This window comes from Mobilitalea sibirica (genome assembly GCF_015999265.1).
GTDB lineage: Bacteria > Bacillota > Clostridia > Lachnospirales > Lachnospiraceae > Mobilitalea > Mobilitalea sibirica.
Genome location: NZ_JAEAGR010000015.1, coordinates 55,798 through 70,567 on the forward strand (window position 1 = coordinate 55,798; position 14,770 = coordinate 70,567).

Genomic DNA, 14,770 nt, shown 5'->3' on the forward strand with positions numbered 1-14,770 from the left:
TATAAGCCTCCCTTAGAATATATGATTTTTTAGTGTCTTGGTGGGAGGCTTTGCCTCCCTTGAAATATATGATTTTTAGTGTCTTGGTGGGAGGCTTTGCCTCCCTTAGATAATATAATTTTTAGTGTCTTGGTGGGAGGCTTTGCCTCCCTTAGATAATATAATTTTTAGTGTCTTGATGGGAGGCTTTGCCTCCCTTGGTTACTATACCTATTCTTTACACATAGGAGGCACCTTAAACCCCCTTGTTTAAGTGTGTAAAATGTTCCATGATCTAATAAAAACTGATTTATGATATAATTTTTATAAAAATGGGCAAAAAAAATTTGTGAATTTTTTCTTCTTTCTCCCTTTGGTCTTTCTCACCCGTTTTCATTTCTATATATGATAATCGAAAGTTTATAAATATGCAACCATTATTTTAAAAAATTTTCAAAACATTAATTTTGTGATAAGGTTTAATCTAGTTTATATAATATATAATAAACCATTATTAATAATTATGCAAGATTTATTTTTATTTATTAATATCTTTTTCAATATCTCATGTTTTTCCCTGTAAAACAAGCCATTCCGCCTATGAGGCAGCATGGCTTCAATGCATAAATATCAGTTTAATTCACTCAGCCGGTTAGCTAAGGAGGCAAATTGATTAAGGGATAATGCTTCTCCCCTTATTTTTTCTGAAAGGCCAAGACTATGAAGCGCTTCCATAATAACTTCTTTGTTAAATGACAAGTCAGGTGAATTATTAAGCCCATTCACCAAAGTTTTCCGTCTTTGATTAAAGGAAGCACGAATTAAGCGAAACATTAATACTTCATCTTTAACGATAATAGGAGGATCCTGATGCAACAACAGTCTGATTACCGCTGATCCCACATTCGGCCTAGGCATAAAACAATTCGGAGGAACATTGGCGGCAATATAGGGCTTAGCGTAATATTGTACTGCCAAGGACAAGGCTCCATAGTCCTTAGAGCCCGGAGATGCCTGCATTCTGTCTGCTACTTCCTTTTGAACCATAACCGTTACGTTAATTAAAGGTATCTGGCGTTCAAAAAGATCCATAATGATTGGTGTTGTAATATAATACGGTAGATTAGCTACTACCTTAATAGGATTACCGTTGTTTCTTTCTTTAATAAGCGTTTTTAAGTCTATTTTTAAGATATCTTCATTTAATACCGTTACATTTTGGTATTCTGATAACGTCTCAGACAAAATCGGTATTAAAGCCTTGTCGATTTCAACAGCGATTACCTCCCTGGCATTTTCACATAGATATTGGGTTAATGTACCTATCCCCGGTCCTATCTCTAATACAAAGTCATCCTTGGTTATTTCCGCCGCCTTAACAATTTTATCTAATACATGGGTATCGATTAAAAAATTTTGACCGAATTTTTTTTGAAAAACGAATTTGTATTTATTTAAAATCTCTATCGTATTCTTTGGATTTCCCAGCTTCGCCATCTCTTACCTCTCTGCTATAATCTATAAAATCTTTTTGCATTATCAGACGTAACTTTTACAACTGTCTCATAATCCATGTTCTTAATTCGGGCAATTTCTTTTGCTATATAAGTAAGATACAAGGAGTTATTTCTTTTTCCTCGATGAGGTACCGGAGCCAGATATGGACAGTCGGTTTCAAGAACCAGTTGTTCGAGAGGGGCATATTCCACTACCTCTTTTAACTTTCTCCCATTGGTAAAGGTGATTACTCCTCCTATTCCCAGATAAAATCCCATATTAAGATATTGCTTCGCCTGCTCTACTCCGTAACCAAAGCAATGGATGATGGCCCCCATAGCCTCTGCTTTCGCTTCCTTCATCATTCCAAAGGTATCATTCGCAGCATCTCGGCTATGAATTACTAAAGGTAGCTCCAGTTCCTTAGCCATCTCCATCTGACGAACAAACCAGTTTTTTTGTGTTTTTCTGTCCGGAGTATCCCAATAATAATCCAAACCAATTTCACCGATTGCTAAGTTTTTAGGATGCTTTGCTTTCTCCCTTAACCAGTGAAATCGCTCCTCATCTAAATCCATGGAGGAACCTGGGTGTATTCCTATTGCACCGTAGATATAAGAATACTTATCCATAAGCTGGGTAATCTTATCCACCGTTTCAATACCGGAGCTTACATTAACCACATATTCAATTCCTTCTTTGGGTAATCGATCCAATAACTCCTCTCGATCTATATCAAATGCTTCGTCTTCGTAATGTGCATGTGTTTCAAATATCATTTATCCAACCTCATTTTCTTATCAAATATAACGGCGTACTTATTTCACCGATAATATAATTACCCATTATACACCAGCAATCGTCTTATTACAACCCGATTACATAATCAATTACCCCTATGAATAAGAGCGACGTAAAATGGGATTAACCATTCTCGACGCTCTTAGTGAGGGATTGTTATGATAGAACGAGACTTTTACCAAACCATTTAAGTTATTGCCTGCTGTTGTCCTTTTCTTTACTTAAATCTGTATTTATGATCCTGTCTTCCAACTCCTTCTTTTCTCACATTGTGGTCTTGATTTTGATTTTCCGGTTTTACAGAGTTGGTTATGCTATTGAACTTTTCATTGAATTTTTTCTGCCTGTTTTTTTCTCGTTTCTCCTGATTCATTCTTATCACCTCAAAAAATAGTATGCTGATCTCTGCTTGAATTTATGTAAATTCAAGAAAGAAAAACCGCCTATGATCAACAATTTCCTTCATATACATGTTTTAAATGCTTTCTGGCTACTTTGGCCAGATGGTATATGGTTTTTATCGGTGTCGACTCCTTATCCTGCATCTTCCACCTCGGAAAAAAACGAGAGATATGAAGAGGTATTTCAGGATGAAGGCCGGCTATCCATCGTGAAAGTGCTTCCATCTCCTCTTCACTGTCATTTTTATCCGGTATAACTAGAGTAGTAACTTCTACGTGACAGTTCTTCGCTGCCATTTCAATCGACCTCTTAACCGTTTCTAAATCCCCTCTAAGTTCCCGATAAAAAGCATCGGTAAAACCCTTCAAATCAATGTTAAGAGCATCAATATGTGGAAGCAGCTTACGAAATGGCTCCTCATTGATATATCCATTAGTAACTACGATGTTTTTAAGGCCTTTTTGCTTTGCAAGGACAGAACAGTCATATACGTATTCATAACCAATCAACGGCTCATTATAGGTATAAGCAATCCCAATATTATTCCTGCTTTGAAGTTCCAGCGCCTTATTAACCAGCTCCCCCGGACTTACAATATCCCCGGGATATTCATCTCCTCCGGACATAGAGATGTCACAGTTTTGGCAAAACGGACAGTTTAAATTGCATCCATAGCTACCTACAGATAAAATCCTGCTGCCGGGATAAAAGTGGTATATAGGTTTCTTCTCTATTGGATCTAACGCAATTGCCGTTATCTTGCCATAATTTTCACTTACCACTTTTCCGTTTTTATTTATTCTGCCATGGCATATACCTATTTGTCCCTCGTTTAACTTGCAATGATGGGGACATATCTCACATTCTAATTTCATTTATGTCTCACCACCTCAAAGCGCTCCAGTCTTACTTCTTCATTCTCATAAATACCGGCTTTTTTCTTAGCTATTGATACCTGTTGCTCTACCGTATCCACTCCCTCCAGATTAGGAAGAAGTAGTCCTCTCCTACGACCGGCCGATACAATCACCCCATAACGCTCTACATCCAGTTCCTCCATGGAGGAGATTGGTTCCGGCTCTGCCAGGACATCAACGCTGTAAACCAGTTCCGATAACTCATGTTCACCGACCGGTGCAAATCGGGGATCCTCTACGGCAGCACTTACGGCATTTCGTAAAATCTCCTCCCCCACACTGTTCGTAACCGGAGCTATAGTTCCAATGCAGCCTCGTAAGCTCCCGTGCTTTTTCAATGAAACAAATACTCCTGCCCTCTTTTTCACCATTTCCTCCGGCAAATCATCGGGAAGTTTTGCATATTTTCCTGTCTTTATATAAGTCTCCAAGGATAAACGGGCAAGTTTCACATACGTATCCTCGTATTTTTGCATTTCTCTGGCATAGGCCTTCTGTTTCTCTTCAAATATTTTATCAAAATTTCTCTCCTTATCTTCCCCTGTAAGTTCGAAGGAACATACACTGTAGCCAACTCCAAATGTCCCTTCATAAGACATAAACTTCGCTTTTACAGCTTTCGAATTTAAAGCTCCTGCCATAATGATAAAGGAACGTAAACCACATTCTGCTGCTGCTTCACAAAAGTCCGGTGTAAACTCCATAAATTTAAGAAAATCTCCCTGTTTCATAGCTTCTGTTACTTCACGGTCAAACTGTGCTCCCTCCGGTGCTATTCCATAAGGCCCGTCCTCCTTCAGTTTATGGGATAGATCTCCGCTGGCAACAAATACAATCTTTCTATCCAGTTTTTCCGCTGTTGCAGTTATACATCTTCCCAGGCGATAATGGTCCGTAACGGAAAGTCCGGATAAACCAATCCGAACCAACTTATAATCCTTCAGATACCTATTAATAAAATACAAGGGTACCATGGTTCCATGATCCAGAGCTCGATCTTTTTCTCCCAAGGTACCGGCCTCTATGCCTTCTCTTTCTGCCGCCGCTTCCAATGCTTCTACAAAAAGCTCGTCATATGCAACCTGAAATTTAACATTACCTGCCCCAAATCTTTTCATATCCCCCTTAGCACCCTGTCCGGGAGAAATATGAAAATAGTCCGAATACATAATCGAATGGGGCGTGGTTAGAATAATTGTATCCGGCTTAAGTTCCGCGATCTGTTTTGCCACCTTATGATAGCTTTCAATCGTCTTACTTACCATTTTTTCCTCACCCTTTCCCACCTCAGGTATAATTAAAGGCGGATGGGGTACGATAAATGCTCCTAATAAAGACATAACATCACCTACTTACTATTCATACTTATATACACATAACTATTTAGCTCTAGTCCTATATCTCGTATTTACAATACCCGTTTTTTCTATATAACCTCTGACCATATAGATTCTACCTCTTTTCTCCCAATTATGCAATAAACCCAAATATCCTTTTATAAACCGGACTATTCGGGTTTTAAGCTTATTCTTTCTTATATTTTCTCAGCTACAGCCATGATTAATTGCTCCTCGTCCTTCCTGTTTTGAACCTCTTCCTCCATAATCTCAATGATCTTAATCAGATTTCGTATGGATATCTTCCGTTCTACTAAAGTTGCTATAACTTTTTGAAGTAAGGCTAGAGGTATTTTATCAGGTATGACACCTTTAATTACAGCGGGGTATTTATCTATCATATTGTCAACAAGAGTCTGTACCATCTGTCGGTTTAGTATCTTACTATAGTTTTCTATACATACCTTCTCCAATCGAGAACAAATAGACTCAAAGGTGAAATCTTCCTTAGCTACTATCTCCTCTGAATAAATCACCTTGTCATAGGCTAATATTCGGTACTCTAAGAATCCTAACTCTTCATTATCCCGTATGCGAACTATGGGAACTAAAACCCCATATAACAAGGCCATTTTTTCTCTTAATACCCGAATTGTATTAAACTCGCTTTTACTCTCTTCCATAAAAATATCTACCAGTCCCTGACCCATTTCTATGACTAAAGGTTCTGCCAGTATTTTATCAAGAAGCTGTATCTTCTGTTTCACATCGTTACTTTCCGTTATCTTTTCTCCCTGCGTTTCTCTATGCAAAAGATAATCGATAGAGCAATTTAATATTTCTCCGATATAACATAGAAGTTCAATATCGGGGTAACCATTACCCCGTTCCCATTTTGAAACCGCCTGGGGCGTCACTCCTAATCTTGTTGCTAAATCTTCTTGCGTGTACCCTTTTTCTTTTCTTGCGATGGCAAGCCTTTCATCAAAACCAATCAACCCCATATCCCTCAGCCCTTTCGTATATAATACCATGATATTATCATACTAGGCCTTTAAAGTAAAACAACGCTATGTTGAGGTCCCTCTAAACCAATATCATACTTACAGCCGTTTCTAGCATATCTATATCTGAATAAATTATCTATTTATAAAATGATTTTCGAAACACTCTTCCTATATCCTTAAACCCACCTGATATGGCAAACCATAATCCATTTACTTAGTTTATTATATTATTTTCCATCTAGAATCACAGGTACCCTGGCAAGGGAGCTAGATTGATTGACTTTATTATTTTTTAGTAGTACTTACTGAGGCTTTGAACGATTATGTCTGGAAAATGTCCATGGAGGGACATTTTAGGTGTATGCGGCACGGATGCCGCTATACACCGACAGACAGTCCTAAGTTCAAAGCCGAGGTTTAGTACTACTTAAAAATGATAATCGGAAAACCAATCTAGCCCCTTGCCAGGGTACCGTCCCTAGAATTGACCACCTACCCTTTTAAAACACCAGCTTTGTAATAATTACACTTCCTACGACTCCCGCCAAGGTTGCAACCAAAGCACCGGCCAGAGTATATCGCATCTTCTTAACCCCTGCTGCCACAAAATAAACAGCCATGGTATAGAATATGGTTTCTGTACTACTTAAAATAACGGAAACTAGCCTCCCCAGATAGGAATCCGGACCATACTCCTTAAAGATATCTAATAAAAGACCGGTTGCAGCAGATGAGGAAAACATCTTAACCAAAACCAAAGGAACCAGTTCCGACGGAAAGTGTAGTATATCCGTTAAGGGTTTAATTAATTCCGATAGGATTACTAGGGCTCCTGACGCCCTTAAAACGCTCACAGCGATCATTAAACCGATCAAGGTAGGCATGATATCTAAAACAACCTTAAAACCTTCCTTTGCGCCTTTAACGAATTCTTCATAGAGATTTGTCTTGGAAAGCAGTCCTAATCCTATAATATAAAAAAACACAAAAGGAATCATATAATCCGACAAATATATTAAAAATCTCACGCTAATCCTCCCCTTTATAATACATTATGAATGCTTATCATAAATCCTATCGATACCCCTGTTTGTTACTTCTTTTTCTTGCTATGGTTGAAAAGATAACCCCTGCCAAAGTAGATACAAACGTGGCAACGATACCGGCTCCAAGTATCTCTGCCGGATTTACAGAACCATATTGGCTTCGATAAGCTAAAATATTAACTGATATTAATTGAAGAGAGGAAATATTAATAATTAATAATGTACACATATCACAACTAGCCACTTCAGAGTCGTGATTTAACTTTTTCAGCTCTTTCATGGCCATTAGACCCATCGGTGTTGCTGCCCACCCTAGGCCCAGAATATTCGCGATCATATTGGAAGCTATGTACTCATTAACAATATGACCCTTTGGAATATCCGGAAAAAGAAAATGTATGACCGGCTGAAGCGCTTTGGTAAAGGAAGCTACTAACCCACACTTTTTAGCAATTTGCATCATACCTGTCCACATTGCCATAATTCCCAGCATCGTGATACATAGTGCAACCGCTTCCTTAGACGAATTTATTGTAGCATTACTGATTTCTGCAATATTACCCTTCAAAACTCCGACAACAATTCCAATTATTATCATAAATCCCCAGAGATAACTTAACATTAACACAACCCGCCTTTCACATAATGATATTATTTATTAACGTACAACATGTTTTTATTCTAATAAAGATACTCAAATAATCATTTGTACGCTTTCTTTAATAAACTATATTCTGAAAGTGGTATAAAATGTACTTTTTTCGTGGTTTTTATGGTAATACTTGCTTCCCTTTTACATTTATTGTTTAAAATGTGCTATGTTTTGACAAATATTTCAGTTGACTTTAAAATAACCCTATGATATATTATATAAATGCTACATACAAAAAATGTAAGATGAGGTGTATTCTCAATACAAACGTTTTCGTATTTAGCAAAACTATTTTATTCCCCAATACACTTGAGAAAAGGAGGCCATTTATGAAAAGTACAGGTATTGTAAGAAGGCTGGATGAGCTGGGTAGAATTACTCTTCCCATCGAGCTTAGAAGAACACTGGATGTTGGTGAAAGAGATCCTTTGGAAATTTTTGTCGATGAAGGCAGAATTATCCTTCAGAAGTATGAGCCTGCTGATATTTTTAACGGCAGCAAAGATAACTTAATTGATTATCACAACAAGAAAATTTCTAAGGATACCATCATTGAGCTTGCAAAATTAGCAGGCATTATTGAATAGTATACATATTATTATGTATTTAAAGAATAAGAAAGCGAAAGAGCATGCTCTTTCGCTTTCTTATTTTATCAGGTACGATTCAACACTCCACATCGTACCGAATTCCACATTATAATAATCACCTGTTGGCTTGTTCTCCCGGTATAGGATGCCAATGGCATACTGATTATTTTCATAGTCAATTATCTGCCTTCCATCCTCATCTGTAAAAGGTATAGGTACACCATCTAGTGATGTATACATAACATTGCCCCATTTTTCACCGTTTCTAAAAAAATGTTTATTCATTTGTCCATTTTCTCTACCACCAAAAAAATTACCTTCTGTAATAACGGTACTCTTATCTGTTTCTCCATCTATATTAACATATACCATTACCTCTTCTGTTTTCCCAATTCCATTGGGCACATCATAATTCCAATCTCCTTGAAAATAAAAATATCCCAAATCCTCAGCATTCCCGTTAAGTAGAGTAAAATAAATACCCATTCCCTTTTTCTTACCGTCTTTTAATCCACCAAGATAAACATTTTGATGATCATATATAATCAACCCGTAACCATTTGTTATATTTCCATCTCCCATAGGATTATAAAAGATTGGTTCGCCCGATGCTACTTTTTCAATAAAAAACGGCTTTTTCATAATCTCCTGTATTTTATTAATATCTAACCCATTCACAGCCAAATAAAGTTCTGATTTCGTAAGTTCTATTTTATCATGCTCTTCCTTTAGCAGTGAAGCCTTATCCAACCACTCTTTCAGTAAATCACTGTGGATTTTACTTAGGGCATCTTGCAAAAGTCTGATTGCATCCTCATATCTTTCCTGTTTTATATAGACATCCGCCAAACCGGCATAGGCACTATCTTCCTCCGGCAAAAGCATCCTAGCCGTATCATAACTTTTCATGGCATCCTCATAGTTTTCCTGATATATGTATTCAGAAGCCTCCAGTATTATTTCGTTGTATTGTTTCTTTTTAATATAATTGTTAACTTTATTCAAGAGCTTATTTAATTCATCACTCTGGGTCAGTATCAGCCCATTCAAGATCTCTTCTTTGGCCAGTTCATACTCTTCTTTAGCAATATAAGCCTCCGCTATACGTTGATAAGATAATACTTCTTTGCTTTTAATTTTTTTTGCTTTTTCATACTCATCAATGGCTCTATCATATTCTCCGGTGGCGTAATACTTATCTGCATGAGAAATACTCTGAAAAAAATCATAATCAGTTTTTTCAGCAGTTACTTCTTCAATCTTTTCTTTCAAGGACAAACCACCGGTCTTTTCATAACAGTCACGAAGAACCGCTAGGGCCTTATCATATTCATTAATACCTACATAAGCCTCAGACAATCCAATTGTTAAGGATTCCTCATTACTGTTATTCATGGACATGGCTTTTAGATATGCCCTAACAGCTTCTTTGAAGTCACCCTTCATAAGGAATTCCTCTGCCATTACCGCCTGCTCTTTATAGCGCTTGTCCTTATTATAGTTTATATAAGTAAATACTCCGGATATTAAAATAACGAATGCCAAAAGCAATACAATTATTTTTCTCTCTTTCGTTCGAAACACCCCAGATAACATAAGTACACCTCCAAAAGACAGATACTTTACTTATTAGGCTCTTCTTTCATAAGCATCTGATAAATATCACGCTTGCTTATTCCCCTATCTTTTGCGACTGCCTTCATAGCTTCCTTTTTTTCAAGACCCTGTTCTAGGTATCTCTTCATGTGATCATCAACCGTAATCTCTTCCCACTGTGCTTTCTTCTCCAGTTCAATGTCTTCTATAGATCGACCTTCAATTAATATAACATATTCCCCTTTTACTTCCTTTTCCTCGTAAGCAGTAACCGCATCAAGTAGTGTTGTTTGCCACACTGTCTCATACTTTTTTGTCAGTTCCTTAACTATAGATAGCCTCCGGTTTCCTAAAACTTGAAGAAGTTCGTTCAAAGTTTTTTTCAACCTGTGGGGAGCTTCATATAAAATCAGAGTTCTTGTATCAGATTTTAATTCTTGCAATACCCTCTGTTTTTCTTTCTTGTCACTGGGCAGAAAAGCCTCAAAGCAGAATCTTCTGGTACTAAGACCTGATAAGGTTAATCCCGTTATTAGTGCACAGGCACCCGGAAGGGAAGTCACTTCTATGCCTTCCTCATATGCGATCTTAACCAGCTCTTCACCGGGATCAGAAATACCAGGAGTTCCGGCATCTGTGATTAAAGCAATGTTAACGCCGGATTTTAATTGTTCCACCAGGTATTTGGCCTTCTCCACCTTATTATGTTCATGATAGCTTGTCATGGGTGTCTTTATTTCAAAATGATTCAATAGTTTAATACTGTGCCTCGTATCCTCAGCCGCAATTAAATCTACTTCATTCAAAGTCTTTATTACCCGTAGGGTAATATCCTCCAGATTCCCTATAGGTGTTGCACACAGATATAATTTACCGGACATAATATCATAACCTTTCCAGACACAAATAATTAAATGACTAAAACTAGTACCCATAAATATCATAAATTTCATCCGTATACACACCGGGTTCTTTGTATACCACTAAGGGAGCTTCCACGATCAAGTTTGATCTGCCACCCTTAACACACTCAATTAAAACCATGTTTGGTTCCTTATTAACATATGGATGGACTAATTTCATTCTTTTTGCTTCCAGCTTATATAAGCTTAGAATATTGACAATTTCGATTAAGCGGAAGGGTCTGTGGACCAGATAAAATCTTCCGTTCGGCTTTAGAACTCTCGCGGCTTCCCGTATAACGTCCTCCAGTGAGCATAGTATTTCATGCCTTGCAATGGCTTTCGCTGCGGCGGGATTCACAATTCCATGACTATGGTTCATATATGGTGGATTGCTGGTAACAACATCAAAGGAAGCCAATCCAAAAATCTTAGAGGCCTCCTTGATATCTCCGACTACAATATCAATTTTATCTTCCAGTTCATTGATGGATACGCTCCGTTTCGCCATATCCGCGCTTTCTTCCTGTATTTCCAGACCGGTAAAATGTTTTCCCTCGGTCTTTGCTTCCAGTAAAATCGGTATAATCCCGGTGCCGGTACCTAGATCAAGTACGACCTCCCGTTCAAATACCCTGACAAATCCGGAGAGTAGCACGGCGTCCATTCCAAAACAGAATTTTTCTGTGTTTTGTATGATCTGATAGTTGTTTCTGTGAAGGTCGTCCACCCTTTCTCCGGCTTTTAATAAGACCTCCATGTTATCTTTTTTATTCATCATCCAGCAGAGATTTTCCTTCCTTCTTCTCCAAAAGCTCCAATACCTTTAATTCTTCATCATCTATCGGTGATGCGTTCTTTTCTTTTCTTCTCTTAGGTTTAAATCTTAAATCTTCAACCTTATATTCACGGACTTCCTTTTCGTCATTCTCAAGGGTAACAATAACCTTAACCAGCTGTTTTAATACGCTAACGCTCGCCACTTCTCCCCTTAAGTTATCCTTTGTTGTAACATAATCCCCTACGTTAGGAAGCTTACTATTTAGCTCCTCATAGGCTTCTTCTTCATTTTTAAGGCAACACATTAATCTGCCGCATACACCGGATATCTTCGTAGGATTAAGGGAAAGGTTTTGTTCTTTTGCCATTTTAATTGATACCGGCGCAAACTCAGAAAGATGGGTATGGCAACAGAGTGGTCTTCCGCAGATGCCTATCCCACCCACTATTTTCGTCTCATCTCGAACGCCAATCTGTCTTAATTCAATTCTGGTTTTAAATACGGATGCCAGATCCTTAACCAGCTCTCTGAAATCAATTCTTCCATCTGCCGTAAAATAAAACAAAACTTTATTATTATCAAAGGTATACTCCGAATCAATCAGCTTCATCTCAAGCCCATGCTTTTTAATCTTTTCTAAGCAAATTGCAAAGGCTTCCTTTTCTTTCTCTTTATTTTTCTTTTCAATCGCATCATCTTCTTCGGTTGCCTGGCGAATTACAGGCTTTAACGGTTGAATTATTTTATCCTCCGTAACATCTCTGGGTCCTAAAACCACGGAACCATATTCAATTCCTCTGGCCGTTTCCACGATTACGTTGTCACCTTGTTTAATATCGTAACCGGCCGGATCAAAGAAGTATACTTTGCCAGCCTTGCGAAATCTTACACCTATTACATTAACCATTACTGTTCTCCTTTATTGTTAATAACATAAGTTCGATTGCAATATCAACATTAACATTGGCCTTTAGCCGAACTTTGGCTTTCTCCATAGCTTTTATTATTGTTTCCAAACCTTCATAGCTTATGATATTTGCCTGTTTTTTTATATACTGATATTCATTTTTATAAAGTAAGAGGTCAGGATCATTCGTTGCTTTCAGCATTAATACATCCCGATACCACAAAATCATTAAGTCAATATTATCTTCAATACTTCCTTTGTTCCCTGTGATGGTCTTTAATCCGGATACCACCTCATGTAATTCCATTGCGTCAATATATTTTAAAATATGAAGAACATCCTCCTTTAAGCGTTCAAAGTCTTCGGAGAATGCATATTTCATAGCCTTTCCTACATTACCGCCGGAAAAATCCGCTGCCATATCGGCCATATAATCCGGCACTTTGTGTTCAGTCATAAGAAATTCTTTCAGCTTTGGCTTGTCCACCGGTTTTAAATTAAGAACCACGCAGCGTGATAATATCGTCTGAAGTAAAGAATTAATATTATTAACCAGAAGTAGAAGTATCGCATATTCCGGTGGCTCTTCCATGGTTTTTAGTAAAGCATTCTGCGCACTTTCCGTCAACTTCTCGGCATCATCAATCATATAAATCTTATATGGACTGCGATAGGGCTTTACATAAATATCCCCATTAACCTGAAGTCTTATATCATCAACACCGATGCTTACCTTTTCATGGGTTACCCTTATAATATCCGGATGATTCTCCGTATTAAACTGCATACATGAGGTGCACTGGTTACAGGGTATAATACCCCTCTCTTCACATTGCAGAGTTTTTGCAAATGCACCGGCTAACAGTTTTTTACCCATACCTTCTTCACCATGAAAAATATAAGCATGGGAAATTTTATTCATCTGAATCGCATTTTGAAGATGTTCTATAATGCTTTCATGCCCGATTATATTAGGTAAGCCTTGCATTCTACCACCTCAATCCGTAATGTAATCAATCTACGTTAAAATATCTAATAGTAACCCCCGGATTTCATCAATCTTATTCAGAATCGCCAAATGATCCTTTTCATCTTTTATTAACTCCATGGCCAATTCATCCAAATTCTTATCAACCAGTTTAATCATAGCATAAACTCTGTGTCTTCCCTTTTTATCCAGAAAATTCTCTCTGGAGAATTTATGAGAACGATTGACGATTTCATTCATAAATTCCTTAATCAATTCTCGGTAATGCTTCATATCCTTAACATCCATATGTTTAAGAAGCTTTTTACCCTGAGATGTAATCTGCTCCAGCATGGCATTCAATCTTCCCTGAAGCTCCTGTTCTTCTATATGGGAGATTAAAGTGAATTTAAAAGAACCATCTGCTTCCGGTACCGGAGCTTTTTTATTGGTTTGATTAATCGCTTGCATCTGGTTAACCTTAATATCCATATGCTCCCTCCATCTTTATACCCAACGAAAACCTTGTTATGCTTCTCTTGTTATGCACAAATTGAAACTCAATGCATTCGTTTTCCTGTCACTGCCTGCTATTGCATAATCTGCTTTATTGTGAACAGTATACCACATTTTTATTATTGTTTACAGTAATTTTTTGATGTCCTTTGTAATCTTATATAGACAGGTATTCATATCCTTGTTCTGATATCTTCTTATAATACCCAGCTTGCTTAAGTTTTGGTCAGAGAAATCCTCTTCATCCGCCAGATATCTTCTACACAGTTCTGCATATTTCGGTTGTACCTGCTTTTGCTCTCTCCGAAATGCCCGAAGTAGTCTAATTCCATCCTCAACCTCAAGATAAATGGGAACCACTCGGTCTTTTCCATAATACTCTTTTATCTGCTGATAGGTTTCAAGGGTTCCTATCATTAGATAATTATTATGTTCCTGCTCAAGATCAATTTGACCGTCATTCACGGTAAAATAGTGCCATTTCCCATGGATCGTATTATAGGATCGATGCTCTATCACTTTGTTTTGTTGCTGTAATTCCTTTAATCTGTTCTCATCCACAAAATGATACTCAACTCCTTCAGTCTCAGCTTTGCGAATTGGCCGTGTGGTATACATAACAACCTTTTTCAAATGAAGCTCCTCAGATTCCAGAAGTTTTTTATAGATAGTATCCTTTCCGGTTGCACTTTTCCCCATGACGATAAATATTCTAGCCATCCTCTTAATCCTTTCCCTTTTTTCATAAATTAAGCATTCTTAGATATAACCGTAATCTCTATACTGCACCAGTTTCTTTTCTTTGGTTATATTGCAATACCTTACTTATGATAATATCCTATAAAGTCTTATAACAAGACCTGATGTTGTTAT

The 14,770-nt window shown here is 37.5% G+C and carries 16 protein-coding genes; 1 reads left to right on the forward strand and 15 read right to left on the reverse strand.

Going from position 1 to position 14,770, the window contains the following annotated elements; all coding sequences use genetic code 11:
* Nucleotides 1–609: 609 nt before the first annotated feature.
* The 8 genes from rsmA to I5677_RS13495 form a co-directional block, all read right to left on the reverse strand.
* The gene (gene rsmA / locus I5677_RS13460; protein ID WP_197662156.1) at nt 610–1,476 is read right to left on the reverse strand and encodes a 16S rRNA (adenine(1518)-N(6)/adenine(1519)-N(6))-dimethyltransferase RsmA; all 867 of its coding nucleotides are present in this window, start codon (nt 1,474–1,476) and stop codon (nt 610–612) included.
* Between the two features lie 14 nt (nt 1,477–1,490).
* Nucleotides 1,491–2,255: a TatD family hydrolase gene (locus I5677_RS13465; protein ID WP_197662157.1), complete on the reverse strand. Its 765-nt coding sequence runs from the start codon at nt 2,253–2,255 to the stop codon at nt 1,491–1,493.
* 239 nt (nt 2,256–2,494) lie between these two features.
* Nucleotides 2,495–2,650 carry a hypothetical protein gene (locus tag I5677_RS13470; protein ID WP_197662158.1) on the reverse strand — a complete coding sequence of 52 codons (156 nt, stop codon included), beginning with the start codon at nt 2,648–2,650 and terminating at the stop codon, nt 2,495–2,497.
* A gap of 76 nt (nt 2,651–2,726) precedes the next feature.
* Entirely contained in the window at nt 2,727–3,554 is an 828-nt protein-coding gene (gene amrS, locus I5677_RS13475) for an AmmeMemoRadiSam system radical SAM enzyme (RefSeq protein ID WP_197662159.1), read from the reverse strand.
* Nucleotides 3,551–4,936 carry an AmmeMemoRadiSam system protein A gene (gene amrA / locus I5677_RS13480; protein ID WP_197662160.1) on the reverse strand — a complete coding sequence of 462 codons (1,386 nt, stop codon included), beginning with the start codon at nt 4,934–4,936 and terminating at the stop codon, nt 3,551–3,553. Before amrA ends, amrS begins: the two co-directional genes overlap by 4 nt.
* Nucleotides 4,937–5,130: 194 nt before the next feature.
* Nucleotides 5,131–5,937 (reverse strand): FHIPEP family type III secretion protein, encoded by an 807-nt coding sequence (locus I5677_RS13485; RefSeq protein WP_197662161.1) that lies wholly within the window; start codon nt 5,935–5,937, stop codon nt 5,131–5,133.
* Nucleotides 5,938–6,440: 503 nt separating this feature from the next.
* Nucleotides 6,441–6,968, reverse strand: coding sequence for a spore maturation protein (locus I5677_RS13490; protein ID WP_197662162.1), 528 nt, complete (start codon nt 6,966–6,968; stop codon nt 6,441–6,443).
* Nucleotides 6,969–7,014: 46 nt separating this feature from the next.
* Complete coding sequence (locus I5677_RS13495; protein WP_197662163.1) at nt 7,015–7,608, reverse strand: nucleoside recognition protein; 594 nt, start codon at nt 7,606–7,608, stop codon at nt 7,015–7,017.
* 359 nt (nt 7,609–7,967) lie between these two features.
* Here I5677_RS13495 and I5677_RS13500 point away from each other — a divergent pair, with 359 nt between their 5' ends.
* Entirely contained in the window at nt 7,968–8,225 is a 258-nt protein-coding gene (locus I5677_RS13500) for an AbrB/MazE/SpoVT family DNA-binding domain-containing protein (RefSeq protein ID WP_197662164.1), read from the forward strand.
* A gap of 60 nt (nt 8,226–8,285) precedes the next feature.
* Here the strand turns inward: I5677_RS13500 and I5677_RS13505 are convergent, their stop codons facing one another.
* The 7 genes from I5677_RS13505 to I5677_RS13535 all read right to left on the reverse strand — a co-directional run bounded on the left by I5677_RS13505 (nt 8,286) and on the right by I5677_RS13535 (nt 14,617).
* Nucleotides 8,286–9,824 (reverse strand): tetratricopeptide repeat protein, encoded by a 1,539-nt coding sequence (locus I5677_RS13505; RefSeq protein ID WP_197662165.1) that lies wholly within the window; start codon nt 9,822–9,824, stop codon nt 8,286–8,288.
* A gap of 26 nt (nt 9,825–9,850) precedes the next feature.
* Nucleotides 9,851–10,705, reverse strand: a complete 855-nt coding sequence (gene rsmI, locus I5677_RS13510) for a 16S rRNA (cytidine(1402)-2'-O)-methyltransferase (RefSeq protein ID WP_197662207.1) — start codon at nt 10,703–10,705, stop codon at nt 9,851–9,853.
* 43 nt (nt 10,706–10,748) lie between these two features.
* A complete protein-coding gene (locus I5677_RS13515; protein WP_197662208.1) occupies nt 10,749–11,486 on the reverse strand; it encodes a tRNA1(Val) (adenine(37)-N6)-methyltransferase in 738 nt (245 codons plus the stop codon).
* A 10-nt stretch (nt 11,487–11,496) separates the two neighbouring features.
* A complete protein-coding gene (locus I5677_RS13520) occupies nt 11,497–12,414 on the reverse strand; it encodes a PSP1 domain-containing protein (RefSeq protein WP_197662166.1) in 918 nt (305 codons plus the stop codon).
* Complete coding sequence (holB, locus tag I5677_RS13525; protein WP_197662167.1) at nt 12,407–13,402, reverse strand: DNA polymerase III subunit delta'; 996 nt, start codon at nt 13,400–13,402, stop codon at nt 12,407–12,409. Before holB ends, I5677_RS13520 begins: the two co-directional genes overlap by 8 nt.
* A gap of 30 nt (nt 13,403–13,432) precedes the next feature.
* Entirely contained in the window at nt 13,433–13,873 is a 441-nt protein-coding gene (locus I5677_RS13530; RefSeq protein ID WP_197662168.1) for a YaaR family protein, read from the reverse strand.
* Nucleotides 13,874–14,023: 150 nt separating this feature from the next.
* Entirely contained in the window at nt 14,024–14,617 is a 594-nt protein-coding gene (locus I5677_RS13535; protein ID WP_197662169.1) for a nucleoside/nucleotide kinase family protein, read from the reverse strand.
* Between the last annotated feature and the right edge of the window lie 153 nt (nt 14,618–14,770).